This is a genomic window from Candidatus Pelagibacter sp. HIMB1521 (genome assembly GCF_052047875.1).
GTDB lineage: Bacteria > Pseudomonadota > Alphaproteobacteria > Pelagibacterales > Pelagibacteraceae > Pelagibacter.
Window position 1 is genome coordinate 1 of the sequence record NZ_JBNAIZ010000013.1, and the last position, 21165, is coordinate 21165.

Annotated in this window: 31 protein-coding genes; 12 read left to right on the forward strand and 19 right to left on the reverse strand. The window is 28.6% G+C overall.

The genetic code is table 11. The annotated features are described in order from the left end of the window. Positions 1-67 precede the first annotated feature (67 nt). The 5 genes from ACTTA5_RS06280 to hspQ form a co-directional block, all read right to left on the reverse strand. Positions 68-1942 (reverse strand): heme lyase CcmF/NrfE family subunit, encoded by a 1875-nt coding sequence (locus ACTTA5_RS06280; RefSeq protein ID WP_440648744.1) that lies wholly within the window; start codon positions 1940-1942, stop codon positions 68-70. Then, positions 1943-2362: a cytochrome c maturation protein CcmE gene (gene ccmE, locus ACTTA5_RS06285; protein WP_440619107.1), complete on the reverse strand. Its 420-nt coding sequence runs from the start codon at positions 2360-2362 to the stop codon at positions 1943-1945. Between the two features lie 10 nt (positions 2363-2372). Then, positions 2373-2600 (reverse strand): heme exporter protein CcmD, encoded by a 228-nt coding sequence (locus ACTTA5_RS06290; RefSeq protein WP_440619108.1) that lies wholly within the window; start codon positions 2598-2600, stop codon positions 2373-2375. Further along, the gene (gene ccmC / locus ACTTA5_RS06295; protein ID WP_440648746.1) at positions 2597-3304 is read right to left on the reverse strand and encodes a heme ABC transporter permease CcmC; all 708 of its coding nucleotides are present in this window, start codon (positions 3302-3304) and stop codon (positions 2597-2599) included. The genes ACTTA5_RS06290 and ccmC overlap by 4 nt, the downstream gene beginning before the upstream one ends. Positions 3305-3481: 177 nt before the next feature. Continuing rightward, a complete protein-coding gene (gene hspQ, locus ACTTA5_RS06300; RefSeq protein ID WP_262589942.1) occupies positions 3482-3802 on the reverse strand; it encodes a heat shock protein HspQ in 321 nt (106 codons plus the stop codon). A gap of 87 nt (positions 3803-3889) precedes the next feature. Between hspQ and ACTTA5_RS06305 the strand changes: the two genes are divergently transcribed. Continuing rightward, complete coding sequence (locus tag ACTTA5_RS06305; protein ID WP_440619109.1) at positions 3890-4441, forward strand: septation protein A; 552 nt, start codon at positions 3890-3892, stop codon at positions 4439-4441. Next, positions 4434-4778: a DUF2794 domain-containing protein gene (locus ACTTA5_RS06310; RefSeq protein WP_440613652.1), complete on the forward strand. Its 345-nt coding sequence runs from the start codon at positions 4434-4436 to the stop codon at positions 4776-4778. Before ACTTA5_RS06305 ends, ACTTA5_RS06310 begins: the two co-directional genes overlap by 8 nt. 1 nt (position 4779) lies before the next feature. Here the strand turns inward: ACTTA5_RS06310 and ACTTA5_RS06315 are convergent, their stop codons facing one another. Continuing rightward, positions 4780-5541, reverse strand: coding sequence for a Bax inhibitor-1/YccA family protein (locus ACTTA5_RS06315; RefSeq protein WP_440619111.1), 762 nt, complete (start codon positions 5539-5541; stop codon positions 4780-4782). Between the two features lie 79 nt (positions 5542-5620). Between ACTTA5_RS06315 and ACTTA5_RS06320 the strand changes: the two genes are divergently transcribed. Genes ACTTA5_RS06320 through ACTTA5_RS06350 form a run of 7 tightly spaced genes read left to right on the forward strand, consistent with a single transcriptional unit; the run spans position 5621 to position 11007 of the window. Then, positions 5621-6655 carry an aldo/keto reductase gene (locus tag ACTTA5_RS06320; protein WP_440648748.1) on the forward strand — a complete coding sequence of 345 codons (1035 nt, stop codon included), beginning with the start codon at positions 5621-5623 and terminating at the stop codon, positions 6653-6655. Next, positions 6646-7155 (forward strand): invasion associated locus B family protein, encoded by a 510-nt coding sequence (locus tag ACTTA5_RS06325; protein WP_440619114.1) that lies wholly within the window; start codon positions 6646-6648, stop codon positions 7153-7155. Before ACTTA5_RS06320 ends, ACTTA5_RS06325 begins: the two co-directional genes overlap by 10 nt. Positions 7156-7159: 4 nt before the next feature. Continuing rightward, the gene (locus ACTTA5_RS06330) at positions 7160-8347 is read left to right on the forward strand and encodes an argininosuccinate synthase (protein WP_440648750.1); all 1188 of its coding nucleotides are present in this window, start codon (positions 7160-7162) and stop codon (positions 8345-8347) included. A gap of 4 nt (positions 8348-8351) precedes the next feature. Next, positions 8352-8969 (forward strand): DsbA family oxidoreductase, encoded by a 618-nt coding sequence (locus ACTTA5_RS06335; protein ID WP_440648752.1) that lies wholly within the window; start codon positions 8352-8354, stop codon positions 8967-8969. A gap of 53 nt (positions 8970-9022) precedes the next feature. After that, positions 9023-9481, forward strand: coding sequence for a hypothetical protein (locus tag ACTTA5_RS06340; protein WP_262589950.1), 459 nt, complete (start codon positions 9023-9025; stop codon positions 9479-9481). Further along, entirely contained in the window at positions 9481-9861 is a 381-nt protein-coding gene (locus ACTTA5_RS06345) for a phosphate-starvation-inducible PsiE family protein (RefSeq protein ID WP_075504930.1), read from the forward strand. Before ACTTA5_RS06340 ends, ACTTA5_RS06345 begins: the two co-directional genes overlap by 1 nt. A gap of 6 nt (positions 9862-9867) precedes the next feature. Further along, positions 9868-11007 carry an FAD-binding domain-containing protein gene (locus ACTTA5_RS06350; protein ID WP_440648754.1) on the forward strand — a complete coding sequence of 380 codons (1140 nt, stop codon included), beginning with the start codon at positions 9868-9870 and terminating at the stop codon, positions 11005-11007. Here the strand turns inward: ACTTA5_RS06350 and ACTTA5_RS06355 are convergent. Genes ACTTA5_RS06355 through ACTTA5_RS06380 form a run of 6 tightly spaced genes read right to left on the reverse strand, consistent with a single transcriptional unit; the run spans position 11004 to position 14086 of the window. After that, a complete protein-coding gene (locus ACTTA5_RS06355; RefSeq protein WP_440619118.1) occupies positions 11004-11225 on the reverse strand; it encodes a hypothetical protein in 222 nt (73 codons plus the stop codon). The genes ACTTA5_RS06350 and ACTTA5_RS06355 overlap by 4 nt on opposite strands. Further along, positions 11218-11409 (reverse strand): hypothetical protein, encoded by a 192-nt coding sequence (locus ACTTA5_RS06360; RefSeq protein ID WP_262589953.1) that lies wholly within the window; start codon positions 11407-11409, stop codon positions 11218-11220. The genes ACTTA5_RS06355 and ACTTA5_RS06360 overlap by 8 nt, the downstream gene beginning before the upstream one ends. Beyond that, entirely contained in the window at positions 11406-12125 is a 720-nt protein-coding gene (locus ACTTA5_RS06365; RefSeq protein WP_440648758.1) for a type 1 glutamine amidotransferase, read from the reverse strand. The genes ACTTA5_RS06360 and ACTTA5_RS06365 overlap by 4 nt, the downstream gene beginning before the upstream one ends. Before the next feature lie 5 nt (positions 12126-12130). Then, entirely contained in the window at positions 12131-12259 is a 129-nt protein-coding gene (locus tag ACTTA5_RS06370; RefSeq protein WP_440648764.1) for a DUF2256 domain-containing protein, read from the reverse strand. 1 nt (position 12260) lies between these two features. Beyond that, complete coding sequence (locus ACTTA5_RS06375; RefSeq protein WP_440619124.1) at positions 12261-12590, reverse strand: hypothetical protein; 330 nt, start codon at positions 12588-12590, stop codon at positions 12261-12263. A 5-nt stretch (positions 12591-12595) separates the two neighbouring features. Next, on the reverse strand, positions 12596-14086 hold the full coding sequence (locus ACTTA5_RS06380) for a cryptochrome/photolyase family protein (RefSeq protein ID WP_440648766.1): 1491 nt from the start codon (positions 14084-14086) through the stop codon (positions 12596-12598). Between the two features lie 27 nt (positions 14087-14113). Between ACTTA5_RS06380 and ACTTA5_RS06385 the strand changes: the two genes are divergently transcribed. The 3 genes from ACTTA5_RS06385 to ACTTA5_RS06395 are packed head-to-tail and all read left to right on the forward strand — an operon-like array spanning position 14114 to position 16878. Next, positions 14114-14824, forward strand: coding sequence for an SDR family NAD(P)-dependent oxidoreductase (locus ACTTA5_RS06385; protein ID WP_440648768.1), 711 nt, complete (start codon positions 14114-14116; stop codon positions 14822-14824). Further along, positions 14799-15890: a PQQ-dependent sugar dehydrogenase gene (locus ACTTA5_RS06390; RefSeq protein ID WP_440648770.1), complete on the forward strand. Its 1092-nt coding sequence runs from the start codon at positions 14799-14801 to the stop codon at positions 15888-15890. The genes ACTTA5_RS06385 and ACTTA5_RS06390 overlap by 26 nt, the downstream gene beginning before the upstream one ends. Before the next feature lie 4 nt (positions 15891-15894). Beyond that, on the forward strand, positions 15895-16878 hold the full coding sequence (locus ACTTA5_RS06395; protein ID WP_440648772.1) for an MBL fold metallo-hydrolase: 984 nt from the start codon (positions 15895-15897) through the stop codon (positions 16876-16878). Here ACTTA5_RS06395 and ACTTA5_RS06400 read toward each other — a convergent pair whose 3' ends face one another. The 7 genes from ACTTA5_RS06400 to ACTTA5_RS06430 all read right to left on the reverse strand — a co-directional run bounded on the left by ACTTA5_RS06400 (position 16879) and on the right by ACTTA5_RS06430 (position 21165). After that, the gene (locus ACTTA5_RS06400; protein ID WP_440648774.1) at positions 16879-17670 is read right to left on the reverse strand and encodes a TauD/TfdA dioxygenase family protein; all 792 of its coding nucleotides are present in this window, start codon (positions 17668-17670) and stop codon (positions 16879-16881) included. An 8-nt stretch (positions 17671-17678) separates the two neighbouring features. Next, positions 17679-17951 (reverse strand): SHOCT domain-containing protein, encoded by a 273-nt coding sequence (locus ACTTA5_RS06405; protein ID WP_440613635.1) that lies wholly within the window; start codon positions 17949-17951, stop codon positions 17679-17681. Positions 17952-17954: 3 nt separating this feature from the next. Then, positions 17955-18158, reverse strand: a complete 204-nt coding sequence (locus tag ACTTA5_RS06410; protein ID WP_262589965.1) for a hypothetical protein — start codon at positions 18156-18158, stop codon at positions 17955-17957. Between the two features lie 79 nt (positions 18159-18237). Continuing rightward, positions 18238-19083 (reverse strand): bifunctional 5,10-methylenetetrahydrofolate dehydrogenase/5,10-methenyltetrahydrofolate cyclohydrolase, encoded by an 846-nt coding sequence (locus ACTTA5_RS06415; RefSeq protein WP_440648776.1) that lies wholly within the window; start codon positions 19081-19083, stop codon positions 18238-18240. Between the two features lie 8 nt (positions 19084-19091). Then, positions 19092-19382 (reverse strand): YggT family protein, encoded by a 291-nt coding sequence (locus tag ACTTA5_RS06420; RefSeq protein WP_440648778.1) that lies wholly within the window; start codon positions 19380-19382, stop codon positions 19092-19094. After that, the gene (locus tag ACTTA5_RS06425; RefSeq protein WP_440648780.1) at positions 19379-20464 is read right to left on the reverse strand and encodes a mechanosensitive ion channel family protein; all 1086 of its coding nucleotides are present in this window, start codon (positions 20462-20464) and stop codon (positions 19379-19381) included. The genes ACTTA5_RS06420 and ACTTA5_RS06425 overlap by 4 nt, the downstream gene beginning before the upstream one ends. A 2-nt stretch (positions 20465-20466) precedes the next feature. Beyond that, positions 20467-21165 carry a uroporphyrinogen-III synthase gene (locus ACTTA5_RS06430; protein ID WP_440648782.1) on the reverse strand — a complete coding sequence of 233 codons (699 nt, stop codon included), beginning with the start codon at positions 21163-21165 and terminating at the stop codon, positions 20467-20469.

Below are 21165 nucleotides of genomic sequence, written 5' to 3' on the forward strand. Positions count from 1 at the left end.
CCTTTATAAAATATTAAAAAAATAATTATAAAACTTATTATTACTATTGAATGTATTAATTTATTTTTCATATTCTGTTTTTTAAAAAACTTAATATTCCACCAATACTTAATAATAATACTGATACCCATATCCAAAGCATAAAAGGTTTGTCTTGATATCTAACATTAAAATATTCCTGATTTTGCACTAAGTTTATGACAATAAATTTATCTTTCATTAAAGAAGTTTTAATATCAGCTTCGCTAGTTACTATATTTGGCTGATTGTAAATTCTTAACTCTGGAGACATTTTATTAATTTTTCCATCTGAAGAAATTATTTTAAAATTTGCTACCACTGAGTTGTAATTTTTTTCACTTCTCTGGTTTACATCTTCAAGTGTAATTTTAATTTTTGAGTTTTCATAACTCTGACCAATTTTAAGATTGGTTATTACTTCGCTAGAAAGCAAATTATTAAATAAAATACTTAAAATTAATAAGCTAAATCCAAAGTGAGCAATAGTTTGAGAAATGTTTTTATATTTTTTTGTAAAAAAATCCCTCACAGTAATAAAAAACAAATAAAATGCACTTGAGATTAAAATAGTGTTTACAAGTAAATTTTTATCAAAATTCTTAACAATCAAATAAGATATTAAAATTGATATAAATAATAAAAATATAAGAATTTTTTTACTCTCTAAGTTAGATTTAATCCATTTCAATTGAGGTCCAATCGCCATAGCGATTAAAAATGGAATTAAGAAAGGGATAATTAGTTTATGATAGAACGGTGGACCGACTGATATTTTTTCTGAAGAAATTACATCTAAAAAAATTGGATACACTGTACCAATTAAAACCACAGATAAAAAATACATCATGAACCAATTATTCAATATAATCGCACTTTCTTTACTTAACCAAAAAAGATTTATTGAATTTTTTTGACCCTCTTTATGAAAAAAGAAAAAAATAAATAAAGAAATAAAAATTAGAACAAATAAAAATATTAATATGAACAGACCTCTTTCAGGGTCGTTAGCGAAAGTATGAACTGAATTAAGGATACCTGATCTGACTAAGAAAGTTCCACACATACTAAGTGTAAATGTAGCAATAGATAAAATTATAACCCAAGAGGTTAAAATCGATTTTTTCTCTAAAACTAATATACAATGTAACAATGTGGTCAATGCTAACCAGGGCATAAGAGATACATTTTCAACTGGATCCCAAAACCAAAATCCTCCCCACCCAAGTTCATAATATGCCCAAATAGAACCTAGTAAAATTCCTAACGTTAAAAATATCCATGAAATTAAAGTCCATTTTTTTATATGAGCTGCCCAGCTTCCAGAAACCATTTTTAAAGTTGTTGCTGCTAATGCGGACGAAAATATTATTGATGAACCAACATAGCCTAAATATAGAATAGGTGGATGAATTGCTAATGCAGGATCTTGCAATATTGGGTTTAAACCTAAACCTTCTTCAGGAATTGGGAATAAGTAATTAAATGGATTAGAAGTTTTTAATAAAAATATAAAAAAACCAATAATTATTATCTGCTGAAATATTGTTGTTAGAGTTTTATATTTTATTGATTGATTATTTGTTCTTAATAAAAAAATGAAAATGAATAATGTTAAAACCAACAACCACAATAACAAACTACCCTCATGGTTCCCCCAGGTTCCTGTAATTTTGTAAAACAAAGGTTTAGTAGTATGGGAATTACTAAATACAGTTTCGTTACTAAAATCTGAAACTACAAAAGATAAAACTAAACCAAAAAAACTAACAACAACAAAAAATAATTGTAAAAATGATAATGATAATATTTTAGTATCCAAAATTTCTGAATTTCTAAAATTTTGAATTGAAAAATAAATCAAAATTGAACCACTAATTAATCCTAAAATAAGTGCATAATATCCAACAACACTATAAATCAATTAATTTTCCTCCAATGCAGCTTTAACCTCGGGAGGCATATAATTTTCATCATGCTTTGCTAAAATTTTTGTTGCTGAAAAGAAATTTCTGTCTTTCAAAACACCTTCGGCCACAACTCCCTTTCCTTCTTCAAATAAATTTGGGACAGCACCTGAATAAGTAACATTAATCTCATTTTTAAAATCTGTAATAATAAAATTCACTTCATTAGAATTCATATTAATAGAATTTTTTTTAACCATTCCACCTACTCTAATTTTATTATTTGTAAGCTCAGTTAATGACTTAATCTCTGAAGGAGATTGAAAATAAACAACGTTTTCTTCTAAAGATTTTAGAACTAAAAAAACAGTTAATATTAAAATTAATAAAATAGTCGAAACAAATAGAAATCTTAACTTAACTTTTCGACCATACATCGATCAAAAATTAGTTGTTTGTTGCGTCAGCTAAAATTTCTTTATTTATTCTTTGTGATTTTGCAGAATTAGCTTGTTCAGTGTTAAGTGATCCAAATTTAGCAACAAATTTACTTTGTTCTTTAATAAATTGAACTTTTGTTACTAAATATAAACTTAGGAAACTTAATAAAGTAAAACCAAATGCAGATAACACGTATACTGCATATCCATTCATAAATAATAAGTCGTTAATCATAGTCTATCTAAACCTTTATTTTTAATTTTTATCAGTTCTGTATTATATTTCATTAAGAAAATTAACAACGAAAATAGAGCAAATGCCGCAGTCATTATTAATAAAGGATAAAGCATTGATGAATGAATTGAGCTTTTAGACAAGATATTTATTGAGGCAGGTTGGTGAAGTGTGTTCCACCAATCAACAGAGTACTTAACTATTGGCACATTGATAATTCCAAGAATGGTAATAAAGGTTGAGATTTTAAATACTTTTTCCTCATTTTCATAAATTCTCCAAGAGATTAGGTATAGAGCATAAAATAGAGCTAAAATTAACATCGAAGTAATCCTCGCATCCCAAGCCCACCATGTTCCCCAAGTTGGTTTCCCCCAAATAGAACCTGTTACCAAAGCAATTATGTTAAAAACAAAACCTGAAGGTGCTAAACTTTTGGATATTAAAAAAAAATTTTTGTTTTTAAAAATAAATCCTGAAATTGACAAAACAGTTATCGAAGAAAAAATTCCAAGAGAAATCCATGCAGCAGGAACATGAACATACATAATTCTAACAGCGTCACTCTGCTTGTAATCTTCTGGAGACAATATTAGTGCTTCAACTAATCCAACAGATAGAACAACAACAAATAAAAATAAAACATATTTTGGCGCCTTCGAAGTAATTTGAAAAATTTTATTTGGCTCTAAAAGTTTAAACATAACTCTAATTTAGGGATTTATTTTGAAAATACTATTGTGAAAAATTATCTGATCAAGAATGAAGAGGGGGAGATAATAAAGAAAGATTAACTTTTAACACTCTTGATCAGAATATGACTATTTTATAAAAAATTAGTGTGGCCTAGATTGGAAATAAATGTGTTTGAATAATGATAGCTAATTAGAAAGCTTGAAATAACTTGAGCCTTTTTTACCTGAAAAAATTTCTTCAATTAACGGATGTTTTATAGGCTCGTCTGAATCGTCCATCAAAAGATTTTGCTCTGAAACATAAGCTTCGTAAGTGATTTCGTCATTTTCGGCAAGTAGATGATAAAAAGGCTGATCTTTTCTTGGTCTAACATTTTTTGGAATAGACTGATACCATTCCTCTGAATTGTTAAACTCGAAATCTACATCATAAATAACACCCCTAAATTCGAAGTGCTTATGTTTAACAATATCTCCAATTGAGAATTTAGCTTTTTGGATTGCCATGTTAGTTAGTATGGGTATTTAAAAATAAAAATCAATGTAAAAAATATTAATGTTTTGTGATGTGGCAAATATGTTAATATCTTTTAAGTGAATAAATCTTTTTTAAAATTTGTTACTGATTTTGGACCACTAGCAATATTTTTTTTCTATTATTACAACAGTGGAAAAAATTTATCAGTAGCAATTCCTCCCTTAATAGTTGCAACTATTATTGCATTGGCTGTTGTTTGGTTTTTTGAAAAAAAAATTCCACCAATGCCTCTGTTAAGTGGAATTCTAATAACTTTTTTTGGAGGCCTCACTATCTACTTTAATGATCCAATATTTATTTATGTAAAACCAACAATAATAAATATCATGTTTGCTTTAGCTTTATATTTTGGAAAATACTTTACGAAAGAACCAGTGCTTAAAAAAGTTATGGGGAAATCAATACCTTTGTCAGATATCGGATGGGAAATTTTAAATCGAAGATGGATGTTTTTTTTCTTTGGTCTTGCATTATTAAATGAGTTTGTATGGAGAACACAAACTGAAGAATTTTGGGTTAATTTTAAAGTATGGGGAATGCTTCCAATAACAATAGTGTTTACTGGATTTCAGGTACCTTTAATAAATAAACATAAAATAGATGCGTAATAACTTAAGATTAGTAGTAAACAATCCACATAATAAAATAGAGGAAAAACAATTTTTTGAAAAAGATGAGCTTAAAATTATTTTAGATCTTTATGCAAAGATGGTTTCCGAAGGCTCTTGGAAAGATTATGGTCTCAACATATCAAGCAAACAAGTTAGCTTTAGTGTATTTAGGAATGCAGCAGAGAATGCGCTCTATAAAATTTGTAAAAATTTTAAGCCAAAAAATAAAAATTTAAAATACTTAATCACAGACACAAGCGGTAAGATTTTAAAAAATTCTTATGAGCTTAAGTCTTTACTTAAAAATACTAATTGGAAGAAACTTCAAAAATAAACTATCGTCTTTGACCAAAAAGTCTTAACAACATTATAAATAGATTAATAAAGTCTAGGTATAATGTTAAAGCACCCATGACAGCTTTTTTTCCAATGATTTCACCAGAGTCACTTGCAACATACATGTTTTTAATTTTTTGAGTATCATAGGCTGTTAAACCTACGAAAATTAAAACACCTAAAATTGAAATTACAAAGTACATCATTGAAGACTTCAAGAAAATATTAACGATTGATGCAATAATTATACCAATCAATCCCATCATTAAAAATGAGCCAAACTTAGTTAAATCTCTTTTTGTTGTATAACCATAAATACTCATCGCTCCAAAAGTTGCTGATGTTATGAAAAACACTCTAGTAACACTCAAGCCAGTATAAACTAATAAGATTGAAGACAATGAAAGACCCATTAAAGCTGCAAACACCCAAAATGTTGTTTGAGCTTTTGAAGCGCTCATCTTATTAATTCCAAAACTCATGTAAAAAACGATACCTAAAGGAGCCAGCATTACTAACCATTTAAGTCCTGACAAATAGATTGCATTCCCCATTTGTGTTAATCCAACAATTGCTCCTGATTGATCAGTCACGACTGACATCTTAAATGTCATTAATGCAATGATCCCTGTTAACAACACACCTGTTGCCATATAGTTGTAAACTTTTAACATGTAGGCTCTTAAGCCTTCATCCATTACAGCTGCAGTTTGTTGCGCTGCTTTTGCTCTGTTTAATATTCCGTTTTTATCAAATTCCATAATATGCTACATATAATAGTCTTTTAATAATTATTCAAGACACCTTAAAAGATTAATAAAAAGTTAACATAAAACATTAATGAATTACAAAAAATTGGGAAATACCGATCTTGATGTAAGTACAATTTGTCTCGGTACAATGACTTGGGGAGAACAAAATACTCAAGATGAAGCATTTCAACAAATGGACTTTGCTTTAGGCAATGGAGTAAATTTTTGGGACACAGCTGAATTGTATGCAGTTCCTCCTCGTAAAGAAACTTATGGGGACACTGAAGAAATAATTGGTAATTGGTTTGAAAAAACAAAAAAAAGAAATGAAGTTATTTTAGCTACGAAAGTTGCTGGTCCAGCAAGAGATTATTTAAGGAATGGAGAAAATAGTTTTACAGGTCCAAACTTAGAGTCGGCTTTGAACAATAGTCTCAAAAGACTTAAAACAGATTATATTGATTTATATCAACTTCATTGGCCAGAAAGAAATGTAAATAATTTTGGAAGACTTGGTTACGTTCATAAAGAAAATGATTGGAATAAATTTGAAGATGTTCTTGGGGAATTAGATAAATATATTAAAGCTGGGAAAATAAGATACGTTGGTCTTTCAAACGAAACTCCTTGGGGAGCGTTAAATTATTTGCAGCTTTCAAAAGATAAAAATTTACCAAGAATGATGTCTATTCAAAATCCATACAGCTTACTAAATAGATCTTATGAAGTGGGATTAGCCGAGGTTTCTATTAGAGAAAAAATTGGATGCCTTGCATATTCACCTCTAGCAAGTGGATACTTAACGGGAAAGTACAGAAATAAAAATTTTCCTAAAGGATCAAGAATGGAAAGAGACTTTGATTTTTGGACAAGATATAGAAAACCCAACACAGAGGCTGCTGTAGAACTTTATTTTAAAATCTGTGAAGAACACAATTTAAATATGACTCAAATGTCTATTAAATTCTGTGAAATTCAAGAATTTATGACAAGTGTAATTATAGGTGCAACTACAATGGAGCAGTTGAAATCAGATATAGAAAGTGTAAATGTAAATTTATCTAATGATGTCATTGAAGAAATCAATCAAGTTCAAACAATTTATCCAAACCCATGTCCTTAATTAAAAAAATAATAATTTTATCAACTATATTTATCTTAAGTTCAAATCATCTATTTGCTCAGGAAGTAAAAAAAATTGGTAAATATAAAGATTGGGAGGCAATGGTAGCATATGAACCTGATGGCAAAGTATGTTTTGCTCAATCAGTACCTGTACTTCAAGCACCAAAATCAAACAAAAGAGATGCAAAATTATTTGTAACTTTTAGACCAGAAGAAAGTATTTCAAATGAAGTAAGTGTTACTCCTGGATATGAATTTAATAACAAGAATTCTGTTATTGCAGCATCTGGAAAGAACAAATTTAAGTTTGATATAATGCAGCAAGGATTTGCATGGATTGCTGATAACAAAATTGAAGTAAAAATGATTAGTAGAATGAAGAAGGGATCAAGAATAATGATTACCGGTTACAATCAAAATGGATCCCAAACAATTGATCATTATTCTTTACTTGGATTTACAAAAGCTTACAACGCATCAAAAAAAGCTTGCACATAATTAAATGAAATCAAAAAATAAAATTGTACTTGCCTACTCAGGCGGTTTAGATACATCCATAATTTTAAAATGGCTTCAAGAAAATTATAAAGCTGAAGTAATTTGTTATACTGCTGATGTTGGTCAAGAAATTGATAGAAAAAAAATTTTTAAGAATGCAAAAAAATTTGGTGTCAAAAATATTATTATCCAAGATTTAAAAGATGTTTTTGTAAAAGATTACGTTTATCCAATGATTAGAGGACATGCAATTTATGAAGGGGTGTATCTATTAGGTACTTCTATTGCTAGACCATTGATTGCCAAAGACCAAATAAGAGTTGCTAAAAAATTTAAAGCTAATGCAGTTTCACATGGCGCTACAGGAAAAGGAAACGACCAAGTAAGATTTGAATTAGGTTATCATTACTTTGGACCAAAAATAAAAATTATTGCTCCATGGAGAATTTGGAAATTAAGATCAAGAACTGATTTAATTGACTATGCAAAAAAACATGGGATACCAATACCAAAAGATAAAAAAGGTGCTCCACCTTTTTCAGTAGATGACAATTTATTTCATACATCAACGGAAGGGAAAGTATTAGAAAATCCAAAAAATTCTGCGCCAGAATTTATTTTCCAAAGAACAGTTTCTCCTGAGAGAGCTCCAAACAAGCCTTCATTTATTACTATCAATTTTAAAAATGGAGATCCCTTTGCAATTAATGGAAAAAAAATGTCTCCTTCAAAACTATTAGAAAAATTGAACTATATTGCTGGAAAAAATGGAATAGGAAGAGTCGATTTAGTTGAAAACAGATTTATTGGAATAAAGTCTCGAGGTGTATACGAAACACCAGGTGGAACTTTATTAATTCATGCGCATAGAGCAATCGAGTCCGTAACTTTAGATAAAGAAACAATGCATAAAAAAGATCAGATTATGCCAAGATATGCTGAACTTATTTATAATGGTTATTGGTATTCAAAAGAGAGATTCAAACTTCAAAAAATTGTAGATCTTAAAAGAAACAAAGTTAATGGCTCAGTAAAACTCAAACTTTATAAAGGAAATGTAATAATAGAGTCTCGAATTACAAATAGTTCAGCCTACTCTATGAAAAAAGTTTCCTTTGAAGAAAATAAAACATTTAACAAATCTAATGTTGAAAGATTTATTAATTTTCATAAGAAAAAACTTCGTTCATAAATAAATGGAAATAAATATATTCGCAGACACTATTTGTGGATGGTGTTACATAGGTCATAAAAATTTAAATAAAGCGATTAAAAAATTTCCAAACATTAAATTTGAAATTAAACATATACCTTTTCAATTAAACCCCGATATGCCTCTAGAGGGAATAGCTCGTGATAAATATCTTGAGATAAAATTTGGTGGGAAAAAATTTGCAGAACCTATGTATGAAAATATGAAATTAAAAGCAAAAGAGTCTGGAATGAATTTTAATTTAGATAAAATAAAAAAAACTCCTAATACAGTTCTATCTCATTTGCTAATAATTTTGAGTGAAAAATTTAATATACAAAACCAGATAAAAGAAAAAATTTATCAATCATATTTTATTGATGGTCTCGACATAGGAGATATTTATGTTTTAACCAATATTGCAAAACAACATGATATTTCTGAAGAGATCTTTAAAAATTTTATCAATGATAAAAACATTGAGGATGTAAATTCAAAAATATTAATTGCTACAAAAAAAAATATAAGTGGTGTTCCGTTTTATGAGATAGGAAATGATTTTATATCAGGTGCTCAAAGTGTAACACAATTGGAAAATGCAATAAATTCAAACTTAAACTAAAATTAAGTCAATTTTTCCTTTGTTATAACTTTTTAAAACTATATGTTAAATACATGGACTCATTAAAAAACTGGATGAAAGATGCTGCAAACATTTTGTTTGATGATAGTAAAAATGATCTGAGAGCACTACCCAAAACAGTTAGACTTCAAATTCTTTTAGTTCTAAGTTTTATTTGGACTACAGTTTTCAGTTTATATGTATTCTCATACACAACATTTGCATTTGGTTGGGCAGGTCTTTATGTGGCGCATGTAGGATTAATTTTTGCTGTGTATATGACTTTTAAACAATTTCATAAAGCAGAGGAAAGATCTAGCAGTGTATTTGAAACTAAAAATTTTGACCCATTTAAGATTATGGTAATTGTTTTTGTGATAGTATTTATATTTGTTTTTTCAAAAGGTATTGAAGTATTAACTAGTCCTAATCCTAGTTCTTATTCAATTCCTTATGATGGGCCGTCAAAATCAGTTTTTGAAAAATGGCTTCCATTTAGTAAAGATAAATAATGGACAAGATAGCGAAAAACTTACAACTAGCTTTGATGGTTATTATCTTAATCAGCACAGTTATTGCAGTTGGAATTGAGATGAAAAATATGTTCTTAAATCAATCTGTAACATTAGCTGATCTACTATTAATGTTTCTTTATCTAGAGGTCCTAGCGATGGTTAGAGTTTTTTGGAACCAACAATCAATTAGTATTACCCTTCCACTGCTTATTGCGATTACTGCTCTTGCACGATTTATTATTTTACAAGGAAAAGAAATGGATCCTACTGCACTTGTTTATGAAGCGGTCGCGATTTTATTAATTGCTGGAGCAATTGTTGTCTTAAGATTGAGACATAGTGATAAATTGGGTCTCAAGAAAAAAAAATCAAAATAATTTAAAATGATGTTTGAAGCTTCAAGGGCTAAGGCCTTAAATCAATTAAATAATTTTATCGATAACGGTCTTGCAGAATACTCTAAATTAAGAAATTTTGATTTTGGTCCTGAAAAAAGAAATAACATATCTTGCTTATCTCCATACATAACACATGGAATTATAAATGAAAAAGAGGTCATCCAGAAAGCTCTAAGCAAATTTTCTTTTTCAAAAAATGAAAAATTTATTCAAGAAGTTTTATGGAGAACTTATTGGAAAGGTTGGTTAGAGCTAAGACCAAATGTTTGGACAGATTATCTTATTGAATTAAATCAAATAAAAAATGAATTTCAAAATAATAAAAATTACCTATCAGCAATTGAGGGAAAAACAGATATTGAATGCTTCAATGAGTGGGTTAAAGAACTAAAAGAAAACAATTATTTGCATAATCACACAAGAATGTGGTTTGCTAGTATTTGGATTTTTACCTTAGAACTACCTTGGCAATTAGGTGCAGAATTTTTCATGCAAAATCTTTATGATGGAGATGCTGCATCAAATACTCTAGGATGGAGATGGGTTGCGGGTATCCAAACTCAAGGCAAACACTATCTTGCTAGTGAATGGAATATTAAAAAATTCACGAACAATAGATTTCAAAACATAAAATTAAATGAAAATGCCCCTCCTAAGATCTCAGAAAAATCTTATCAAATAATAAAACAAGATTTTACTAATCCACAAAATATTGAAGAAAAAAATCTTTTAATTTTTGATAATAATCTCTCATTTGAAATCACTGACTTTAAAGAAAAAAACTTTAAGAAAATTTACTTAGTTTCTAACAAAAATGAAAATAGATCTATAAAACTCAGTGAAAAATTAGTGAAATTTAAATCTCAGTTAATAGAAGACCAAGGACAAAGATTAAAAAATCAATCTATTGATTTTCAGTTAATTGATATAAGTGAAGTGACAAACATTGAAAATTGTTATGGTTTGTATCCTACAGTTGGTGAAAATTTAGACTTCTTAAACTCAAATAATTTAAAGGTAGATTATTTATACAGAAGCCTTGATCAGTTAGCTTGGCAATATTGTAATAAAGGATTTTTTAATTTTAAAAATTATATTCCCAAAATTGTTTCAACCTTCAATTAAAACCATCGAACCATACCTATAATTCCAGCGGTAGCATAAAAAAATTGCAGTAAGAGAATTCCTTTGTGTCCACCTCTGTAAGCCCAAATTCCGATTAAAATAGATGACAAAAGTAATAAGCAAAAACCAAAAAATTCTATACCTATGTTTAAAGCCACAAATAAAGAATATAATATTGCTGTAACAACCCCTGCCCATTCAAAAATTTTATTATTCATAATTTTTATATATCTCTTCACGTTCACTTTTGTTCATACCCTTTGTTTTTTCTAAAAATTCATTTCTTAACTCTCTTGTTTTAAAAATGTAAAAACAAACTGTATCTTTGCTGTGATAGATTGCTTTAAGTTCATCATCTATATCGTTTAGCTCATTAGGTATTTCTGTCTTTATGCAAATCATAGAAGTTTTTTAAAGTTATTATAAAGTATTGTAGAATAATTGTTCATGTCATTCATATTATCTTTTGCTGATTGATCAAATTTTTCTAAAGCATTATTACCAAGCTGATCTTCTAAAGCTTTCTTGTATTCAGGAACGCATCCCCATTCATTGACTGTTGTATCTTTTATTTCTATATGAAATTGAATTCCGTAAGCGTGGTTTTGATATTTAAATATTTGATACTTAGTAATCGGTGAGGAAGCCAATAAAGTTATATCATTATTTTTTTCAATTCCTTGGACCTCATAAGAATGCCATTGTAAACTTTTTATCTTATCAGGAAATTGTGAAAACAAATTATCGTTTTCTTTTTCTTTAGAAAAATCAATATCCATAATACCAATTTCTGCAGGATTTGATTTAACAACTTTACCACCCACTACCTCTCCTAATAATTGGCAGCCCAAGCAAAAACCCAAATATGGTTTTCTCAAATCTACAACAAATTCTTTAATTTTTTTCTTTTCTTCAATTAACCATGGATATTCTTTTTCCATATAGGTATCCATTGGTCCTCCCATACAAAACATTCCATCAAATTTACTAAGATCCTCTGGTATTTTTTCACCTTCGTCTAACTCTATTGTGGTTAAATTAAATCCATCCGATAGCATTAAATCTTTAATGTAGCCTGGATCCTCTATTTTAATATGTTGTAGTACAATTATATTCACTATGGCTAATTTAACTTAGAACACTTCTTGGAACAATATTTTACTCTATCCCAATTAAGTTTCCATTTTTTTCGCCACTTAAATGGTCTTTTACATACAGGACATATTTTTGTGGGTAAGTTTTGTTTTTTCAATTTAATATTCTTTAAAATTTTTATTCCAAAGATCTAAAGCTTCGTCCCAAGTTGGAATATGATCGCTTTCATAACCATATGTAGAGCCTGTTGCAATTGCTCTAAAGTTTCGCATGGCTTTTAAGTGCTGAGTTCCATTTAAATATTTAACCATTAGTTCTCTATCTTTCCAAGCTGTTAAAGTATGTTGGTATCCGTTAAATGGCTTTGTTTCACAAAATATATTTCCTTCGGCTTTTTGTGCTGCCTTAAAAGACGGGATTGCTAACAACCAAAATCTTAATTTTGAAAAAAAATTTTTTGGCTTTAAGCCAGTAATGGCAATATACATAAAATTTAGTTTGTATTTTGTTTAATAAATTTATCTGCTTCGGATAAAATTAATTTTTTTCTATCAAGTTTCATTTTATCAAAGATACGGACCATCATTGAAAGACGAGGATTTTTTAAAAAAAATTTTCTGTTTCGGTCTATGAATCTCCAATAAAGACCATCCATGGTGTTACACCAATCACCTTTCTTAAAGTCCATCATTTTCATAAAATATGCAGATCCACATATATATGGTTTAGTCGCGAAAATCCCTCCGTCACTAAACAATCCCATTCCATATACATTGGGAACCATTACCCAATCTGATGAGTCTACAAACATCTCCATAAACCACTTATAAACAATTGTGGGCTTTATCTCACAAAGGTTCATGATGTTGGATAAGATCATTAATCTTTCAATGTGATGTGACCAGCCATGATTGACTGCATTTTTAATTGCATAATCTAAAGGTGGAAGACCAGTTGAACCCTCATACCATGAACTTTTCATTTTTCTATTCTGTTTAAAAAAATTTCCAGTTTCCATTTCTTGTGAGTAGGACTGGTAAATTCCACGCATAAACTCTCTCCATCCAATTACCTGACGCACATATCCCTCTAAAGAATTCATTCTAATTTTATTTTTTTTATGAAAATCTAAAATTTTTTGGATTACAAATTCAGGAGTTATTATGCCTAAATTTATATAAGGACTTAAAGCGCTATGAAAAAGAATATTATCTTTTTGATCAACAGCATCCTCATAATCACCAAATAGATTAGATTTTTCTTTTATAAAAAAGTTTAAAAGTTTAACTACATCGTCATATTCAGTAGCAAACCAAAAATTCTCTGTACTCCCTGGATGGTTTTTAAATTCCTTCTCAATAATAGGCTTCAATTTTTTTGTGTGACTAGTTTCATTAATTTTTGGAAATATAGGAATAGATATATCTTTTGGTAATTTATTTCTGTTATCTTCATCAAAACTCCATTTACCTCCGATTGGATTACCATCTGATCCAATCAATATTCCAGATTTTTTTCTAACATCCTTATAGAAAGTTGCCATAAAAGGTTTTTTTGATTTTGATAAATAATTTTTAAAATCTTCTCTAGAATTTAAAAACATTGGTGTATGAATTACATTCCAATTAATTTTTTCTTTTTTTAAAAATTGAGAAATTTTTTTTTCAAAAAATTTATCCTCAACTTCGAAACTAGAAATTTCTTTTATTTTTTTTTTAGTAATAATTTTTTTTAACTTTTTTAAATAATCATCATGAAACTCTTTGTCTTCAATTTTGATATAGTCTAATTCAAATTTATTTTTCTTTAACTGATCAGCATAAGATCGCATTGATGATAAAAATAATAAGATTTTTTGTTTATGATGCTTTTCATATGTGCATAAACCCTTATCTTCAGCCATAAAAAATAGATGGTCTTTTTTGAAGCGGTCAATGTATTTTGTTGGAAATAATTGATTGCCAAGTATAAAAAATAACTTCATATTTAAATATAACTAATAAAAATTTTTATGTCAGAAAAATATCTTATTTTTGGTGCAACTGGCTCAATTGGATCTAGTTTAGCAGAACAATTAAAAAATTCAGGAAATGATATTCATTTAGTTGCAAGAAATGAAAGTGAACTTGCTCCAATTGTAGAAAAGCTTGGATGCTCACATACTGTTGCGGATGTTTTGGAGGATGGATTTATAGAAAAAGTTAAATCAGATATTTCTGAAATCAAAGGAATGGCTTACTGTGTAGGATCTATAGACTTAAAGCCACTTAGAATGATTAATGAGCAAGATTTTCAAAAGTGCATGAAACTTAATCTTTATTCTGCTGTAGAGGCTATCAAGGGATATCAAGAAAGTTTAAAAAAAAATAAAGGATCAATTGTAATGTTTTCAACTGTTGCTGCACAAAGAGGTTTCACCAATCATGCAATTATCGCATCATCCAAGGCAGCTGTTGAAGGTCTGACTGTTTCTTTAGCCGCAGAATTTGCTCCAAACATAAGAGTAAATTGTGTTGCACCAAGCTTAACAAAATCTAAAATTGCTGAACCAATGTTAAAAAATGCTGCTTTAGCAGAAGGTATTGCAAAAGCTCATCCATTAAAAAGATTAGGGGAAGGAAAAGATTCAGCATCACTTGCTAAATTTTTACTTACAGAAGATAGTTCTTGGATCACTGGTCAAGTTATAGCTGTAGATGGTGGTAGATCTAAGCTTTCATAAAGTGAAAAAATTTATTTATATATTTTTTTTTATTTTAATTTCCTCTACTGCAAATTCTAAAAATTATAATTTTGAAAAATTAGGGTCTTTTAATGAACCATGGGGTTCAAGTTTCATTAATAGTGAAGAATTAATTGTTACAGAAAAAGGTGGCAAAATTAAAATAATAAACATTGTTTCAAAAAATATTTCTGAAGTTGAACATAATTTAAACTATTTTGTTCATGGTCAGGGTGGTCTTTTAGATATTATTTATAAAGATAAAAAATTATGGATTTCATATTCAGAAAATAGAGGAGGCTGGAAAACCAGCACCTCAATTGCAAAAGCAGATTTAAATAAGAATTCTTTAAATTTTAAAAATATATTTCAAGCAAATCCACCTATTGAATCTGGCTATCATTTTGGATCAAGACTTGCTATCAAGGGAAATTACTTGTTTGCTTCTGCGGGAGAAAGAGGCATGAATATGATTGCTCAAGATCCAACACAACATCCAGGAAGCATTATTAGAATAAATTTAGATGGAAGTGTTCCAAAAGATAACCCTAAGTTTGAAGGTAAGCCAGAATGGCTTCCAGAGATATACCAGATTGGAGTTAGAAATCCTCAAGGTTTAACTTTTTCAGAATTTGATGGAAAAATTTATATGAGCAATCATGGAGCAAGAGGTGGTGATTGGTTTGGAGAGGCGAAGAAAGGAGAAAATTATGGTTGGAAAATTTTAGGATGGGGAGGAACAAATTACTCTGGAACTAAAATTGGTCCAAAATGGAAAACAGGATTTACAAAAGCTATTCAATATTGGGTTCCATCAATCGCTGCAAGTGCTATTACAATTTATAAAGGTAAAGAGTTTGAGGAATGGAATGGTCACGCATTAATTACTTCTCTTAAAGATAAATCTTTAAGAAAATTAATATTTTCAAAGACATCTGAAATCCAAGAGGAAATTATTTTTAAGGATAAAATTGGAAGAATTAGAGACATACAAGTTCACCCAATTGATGGGACAATTTATTTTTTAGCTGGAGATGATTTGTGGCTAATGAAAAAAAAAAATTAATATAATGAAAGAGAAACCTTATCACCACTTATCAGATGGAACTTTTCGAAATCCTAAAGGTTCACCTGTTGTGATATCTAGATCAGGGAAATTTTCTTATAGAACTTTCAGCAAACTAAGAAAAAAAATTAGTCTTAATTTTCCAAAAGATCATGTTGTCGAAAAAGAAAAAGTTAAATCTGATTTAGAAAAATACAAAAATGATGATTACGTTGCCTGGATTGGGCACGCCACTTATTTAATTAAATTAGGTAACACAACAATAATTACCGATCCTATTTTTTCAAAAAATGCAGGTCCATTAATATTTGGACCAAAGAGATTTACTAAACCTGCACTAGATCTGAACGAAATTCCAAAAACAGATTTATTTTTATTAACTCACAATCATTATGATCATCAAGACATGTCAACTATCAGAAATTTTCCATACAAAGATGCAAAAGTATTAGTTCCACTTAACCTTGGAAAATATTTTAAGAATTATGAAGATGTAAATGAAATGGATTGGTATGATCACAAAAATATTAATAGTCATTTAAAAATAACTTTACTACCAGCAGTTCATTGGTCAAAAAGAAGCCTTACAGACACAAACAAAACTTTGTGGGGGAATTTTTTAATTGAATATAAAAATAGAAAAATTTTATTCGCTTGTGATACTGGTTATGGAAATATCTATAAAGAACTAGGAGAAAAATATGGTCCGATTGATCTTACAATGATCAACATTGGAGCATATAATTTTAAACCAATGTTCGATAAAACTATTTACCATACAACCCCAGAAGAAGCTTTAAATGTAGCAAAAGATCTTAAAAGCAAAAAAGTATTAGGAATGCATTGGGGGACTTTTGTTTTATCTTTAGAGCCAATTATGGAACCGCCAATTCGATTTAAAGATAATGCAGAAAATTATGGATTTAAAAGAGAAGATGCAATTACATTTAATATTGGTGAGGTAAAATCCTTAAACGAATTATTATAACTACAATATAGTTATTCTATGCATAATTCTATTGCCTTTAAAAGGGGTAGCTTGGTGGAGCATGGATCTATTGTCCCAAATAGCTAACTGATCTTTTTCCCATTCTAATGAGTATTGAAACTTTTTTTTAACTTGGTGCTTAAATAATTGTTTTTTAACTTTTTCAGAATTTTTTAAATTTGGAGAAAATCCTACAAGATGTCCGGGACTACAATAGATCGTATTTTTAGAGTTTATCTTTTTTATAATTTTATGAATAGATTTTAATTCTTCAATCTTTCTACCCTTTTCTTTTACTCTTTCTCTTGTAGTAATTGAAATTGGTCCTTCAGAAGAGTACCTTCCCTTTACTTTGAGTAATTTATTTTTTATTGATTTAGGCAAATAATCATAAGCTAAGTATTGAGAGGAAAATTCAGTATTTGCTCTACCTTTTTTAGGAACTAGTTTAGAATAAAGCATTGTAAATCTAGGTGGTTTTTTTGTGTAAATTGAGTCTGTGTGAAACTGTTCTCCAAAACTAGGTCCCTTATCTGTTGCTTTTCTTTGAACGACAGTAATTTGTTTATATTTCTTACTTAATCCTTTTAGTCTTGGATATTTTGCTAATTTACCAAAATGTTTAGCAAACGCTATATAATCTGATGAACTTAATTTTTGTCTTCTAAAAAAAATCATACCATAAAGTTCGAGTGCTTTAAAAAAAAATTTAAAATCTTTTTTAGAAATTTTTTTGACGTGACCAGTAATCTCAGCCCCAATATTTTTTTTATTGGGAATTATATTAAACATGTCTAAATTTAATTATTTAGTAATTTACTTTTAGCTTTCTCAAACTCTTCTTGGGTAAGAGCTCCATTTTTATACAACTCATTTAATTTAGAAATTTCAGAACTTAGATCGTTACTATTTGAAGGTCTAATTACTGTTTCTGAATCTGATTCTGTTTCCTCAGTTTTATTAGGTCGATTATCAACTTTAGCCTTAAAACCCTTCATAATTGCAGAACCACCTAGGTAAAAAACAAATCCTAAAATTGGCACTGCTAAAGCAAAAAAAATAATTTTTTCCATTAATTAATCCTCATCCTCATCTCTCCAACCTTTTTCATACATCAAATATCCAGCTAAGATAACAGAAAAAACTCCAGCAATCATTCCAAAATCAAAACCAACTTGTTTGTTATATAAATACCAACCCAATTGAGTAGCTCCAATTGGAACTGCAGTTAATAAAATCATTATTATTGCAATTCTGTATTCATATTTGGGTTTTTTCATCAAAAAGAGCTTATCAAATACAACAGTAATTAAATCAGTTTAAATATCCTTGAGACAATTAAACTTAGATAAAAAGTCTTTATTTTTGTGATCTTTTGAAACACTCAATTGTGTTTTTTAATAAACAAGCGATAGTCATTGGCCCTACACCACCTGGAACTGGGGTTAAAGCTTTTGCATTTTTTGAAACATCTTCAAAATCAACATCTCCGACAATACCTTTATCAGTTTTATTGATACCAACATCAATTACTATTGCATCTTTTTTAACCCAATCTCCTTTTACAAGTTCAGGTATTCCAACTGCTGCAACAATTATATCAGCTTCTAAACATTCAGCTTTTAGATCTTTAGTTTTTGAATGGGTAATTGTTACGGTACAATTTTCTTTCAAAAGTAATTGCGTCATTGGTTTTCCATTTAAATTTGATCTACCAACTACAACTGCTTTTTTTCCACTTAAATTTGGTTCAATTTTTTTAATTAACAAATAACAGCCTAGAGGTGTACAAGGAACTGAACTTTCATAACCCGATGAAAGATTTCCTACATTCATTGGATGAAAACCATCTACATCTTTAGAAGGATCAATGGTCTCAATAACTTTTTGCTTATCTATATGTTTTGGTAGCGGCAATTGAACTAAAATTCCTGATACTGTTTCATCTTTATTTAATTCTTTAATTTTTTCTAAAACAGTTTTTTCTTCAACACTATCTGGATATTTAATTACTTCTGATTTTAACCCTACTTCATTTGCTGATTTTTCTTTATTACGAACATAAATTTGGCTTGGAGTAAGATCTCCAATTAATATTACAGTTAAACCAGGAACTTTATTATATTTGGATCTAAGTCCTAATACTTCTTGTTTTAATTCTTCTCTTAATTCAGCTGCAGCTTTTTTTCCGTCAATTAAAATCATTTTACTTTCTAAAATATAATTGGTGCAATGTAGAGCTTCATACACATTTCAATAAACCAAATCAATAGAAGAAGAATGATTGGTGAAATATCTAGTGATCCTAAATTGGGTAAAAAACATCTAATTTTATTAAGTATTGGCTCAGTCAATTTGTATGTAAGCTCTAAAATTGAGTAAACAAATCTATTTTGAGTATTTAAAACATTAAATGCTATCAACCAGCTTATAACTACATTTGCTATTACTACATAAGAATACAGTTTTAAAATCTGTAAAACTAAATAAAAAATTGCTATCATTTTTTCTCAACATAAATTGACTGACTTGGGAAAGCAAAAGAGGCCTTATTTTTTTCTACAATCTGCTTAATTTCAATTGCCAATCTCTCTTTAACTTCTAGTGAATTACTCCAACTATTTGAATTTGTAAAACATCTTACCAATAAATCTATTGAACTATCAGAAAACTTCTCAATTCTAACCGCAACCCCAGTTGATTGATTAAAGTCTTCACTGTTATTTATATAACTTTCAATTTCCTCTCTTATTTTTTTTAATTGATCAATCGTAGAGTCGTACTGCAATGTAATTATCCATCTAATTCTCCAATTAGATGTTTCGCTAACATTAACCACAGCATTTTCTGCAAATTGAAAATTAGGAATAATCGCTAGAGATTTATCAAACTTTCTTATTGTTGTTGATCTAAAACCAATTTTTTCAACTGTGCCTTCAATAATCCCGTCTACTGCAATCCAATCTCCAATTTTAAATCTTTTTTCAACTAATACTAAAATTCCAGAAATTAAATTTTTAAATAAATCTTGGGCTCCAAGCGCAACAGCAACCCCAAACAAACCAAGACCAGCAATAATTGGTCCTATCTTAATACCCCATAATTCTAGTACTGCAGCTAATCCTAAAATAAATATTAAAATCTTAAGCGATTTAATTATCCATCCAATAAGCTCTCTTGTTAAAAGTTTATCTAGTCCACTTAAAATATATGAAATGGGTTCTATAATTTGATGAATAACCCAAAAAATTAATATCGTAATTAACGTTCTATTAATTGTATCAACTACTTCTCTACCCTCTGTGGAAAAAGTCATGTAGTAACTTGCAATAAAGAAACCTAATACAATTGGTAAAAATCTAGCTGGACCAATTAATGACTGAACAAAAGTATCATCTAATTTGTTTGTTGTTCTTTTTGAGATAATTTCTAATTTTTTTATAATTAATTTACTAATTAACCCTCTAAAAACTAAAAAAAGTAAGAATATCCCTACTCCAATTAAAATTTGAAAAATATCGACACCAAGTATTCCTTTATTCCAAACAGATAAAAATATTTCAGAAAAATTATTTATTAATTCCATACCTAAATTTTATATAACAAAAACTCTTCTTCTCCAGGATTAAAAAGAAATATCTTTTTCCATTTGATTTCATTCAATATTGACGAGGTTTTTTCACCTATACACATCAAGTTTGTATTCATCCAAAGGTTTTCTGTTTGATAGATTTTTATAAAATTTAAGAAACTAGAGGCACTGTTTTGAGAATAAACATAAACAATATCTGGCATATTCTGCTTTAATTCATTAACAAAATTTTCATCAAATTTTTCCGTATGATTAACTTTATAATTAATAATACGTTTAACAACATACCCTTCTTTTAATAATTGTTGGTCTAAATCAGTTGTTATGATCTCACCACTCACATAAAGAAGTGGAGTTTCTTTTAATTCATAATTTTGCAAAATTAATTCTTTAAGGTTTGAAACATTTCCTTCTGCAGCAATTGTATTTTGAAAGCCTATACTTCTAGCTTTTTTTTCTGTAGCACTACCAACACAAAAACAAATTAATTTTTTATTTAAATTTTCTACATTTAAATTTTTTACTGCATTAGAACTTGTAAATATTATACCGCCATAATCATTAGAATTGATTTTTTCATGTTGAACATTTTCAACATTTATTAATGGAAGGTGAGAAACTTTATGATCTAAAGATTGAAACTTAACTATCATTTCTGAACAGTCTTCTATAGGTCTAGTTAACAAAATATGCAT

Bases quoted from the DNA above. Each gene is read 5' to 3' on its own strand.
- ACTTA5_RS06340 (WP_262589950.1), top strand. From the start codon at position 9,023: ATGGACTCATTAAAAAACTGGATGAAAGATGCTGCAAACATTTTGTTT.
- ACTTA5_RS06350 (WP_440648754.1), top strand. From the start codon at position 9,868: ATGATGTTTGAAGCTTCAAGGGCTAAGGCCTTAAATCAATTAAATAAT.
- ACTTA5_RS06420 (WP_440648778.1), bottom strand. From the start codon at position 19,382: ATGATAGCAATTTTTTATTTAGTTTTACAGATTTTAAAACTGTATTCT.
- ACTTA5_RS06380 (WP_440648766.1), bottom strand. From the start codon at position 14,086: ATGAAGTTATTTTTTATACTTGGCAATCAATTATTTCCAACAAAATAC.
- ACTTA5_RS06355 (WP_440619118.1), bottom strand. From the start codon at position 11,225: ATGAATAATAAAATTTTTGAATGGGCAGGGGTTGTTACAGCAATATTA.
- ACTTA5_RS06400 (WP_440648774.1), bottom strand. From the start codon at position 17,670: ATGTTTAATATAATTCCCAATAAAAAAAATATTGGGGCTGAGATTACT.
- ACTTA5_RS06315 (WP_440619111.1), bottom strand. From the start codon at position 5,541: ATGGAATTTGATAAAAACGGAATATTAAACAGAGCAAAAGCAGCGCAA.
- hspQ (WP_262589942.1), bottom strand. From the start codon at position 3,802: ATGGCAATCCAAAAAGCTAAATTCTCAATTGGAGATATTGTTAAACAT.
- ACTTA5_RS06415 (WP_440648776.1), bottom strand. From the start codon at position 19,083: ATGATTTTAATTGACGGAAAAAAAGCTGCAGCTGAATTAAGAGAAGAA.
- ACTTA5_RS06335 (WP_440648752.1), top strand. From the start codon at position 8,352: ATGGAAATAAATATATTCGCAGACACTATTTGTGGATGGTGTTACATA.
- ACTTA5_RS06390 (WP_440648770.1), top strand. From the start codon at position 14,799: ATGGTGGTAGATCTAAGCTTTCATAAAGTGAAAAAATTTATTTATATA.
- ACTTA5_RS06325 (WP_440619114.1), top strand. From the start codon at position 6,646: ATGTCCTTAATTAAAAAAATAATAATTTTATCAACTATATTTATCTTA.
- ccmC (WP_440648746.1), bottom strand. From the start codon at position 3,304: ATGTTTAAACTTTTAGAGCCAAATAAAATTTTTCAAATTACTTCGAAG.
- ACTTA5_RS06310 (WP_440613652.1), top strand. From the start codon at position 4,434: ATGCGTAATAACTTAAGATTAGTAGTAAACAATCCACATAATAAAATA.
- ACTTA5_RS06385 (WP_440648768.1), top strand. From the start codon at position 14,114: ATGTCAGAAAAATATCTTATTTTTGGTGCAACTGGCTCAATTGGATCT.
- ACTTA5_RS06405 (WP_440613635.1), bottom strand. From the start codon at position 17,951: ATGGAAAAAATTATTTTTTTTGCTTTAGCAGTGCCAATTTTAGGATTT.
- ACTTA5_RS06375 (WP_440619124.1), bottom strand. From the start codon at position 12,590: ATGTATATTGCCATTACTGGCTTAAAGCCAAAAAATTTTTTTTCAAAA.
- ACTTA5_RS06425 (WP_440648780.1), bottom strand. From the start codon at position 20,464: ATGGAATTAATAAATAATTTTTCTGAAATATTTTTATCTGTTTGGAAT.
- ACTTA5_RS06430 (WP_440648782.1), bottom strand. From the start codon at position 21,165: ATGCATATTTTGTTAACTAGACCTATAGAAGACTGTTCAGAAATGATA.
- ACTTA5_RS06330 (WP_440648750.1), top strand. From the start codon at position 7,160: ATGAAATCAAAAAATAAAATTGTACTTGCCTACTCAGGCGGTTTAGAT.
- ACTTA5_RS06395 (WP_440648772.1), top strand. From the start codon at position 15,895: ATGAAAGAGAAACCTTATCACCACTTATCAGATGGAACTTTTCGAAAT.
- ACTTA5_RS06320 (WP_440648748.1), top strand. From the start codon at position 5,621: ATGAATTACAAAAAATTGGGAAATACCGATCTTGATGTAAGTACAATT.
- ACTTA5_RS06290 (WP_440619108.1), bottom strand. From the start codon at position 2,600: ATGATTAACGACTTATTATTTATGAATGGATATGCAGTATACGTGTTA.
- ACTTA5_RS06345 (WP_075504930.1), top strand. From the start codon at position 9,481: ATGGACAAGATAGCGAAAAACTTACAACTAGCTTTGATGGTTATTATC.
- ccmE (WP_440619107.1), bottom strand. From the start codon at position 2,362: ATGTATGGTCGAAAAGTTAAGTTAAGATTTCTATTTGTTTCGACTATT.
- ACTTA5_RS06410 (WP_262589965.1), bottom strand. From the start codon at position 18,158: ATGAAAAAACCCAAATATGAATACAGAATTGCAATAATAATGATTTTA.
- ACTTA5_RS06360 (WP_262589953.1), bottom strand. From the start codon at position 11,409: ATGATTTGCATAAAGACAGAAATACCTAATGAGCTAAACGATATAGAT.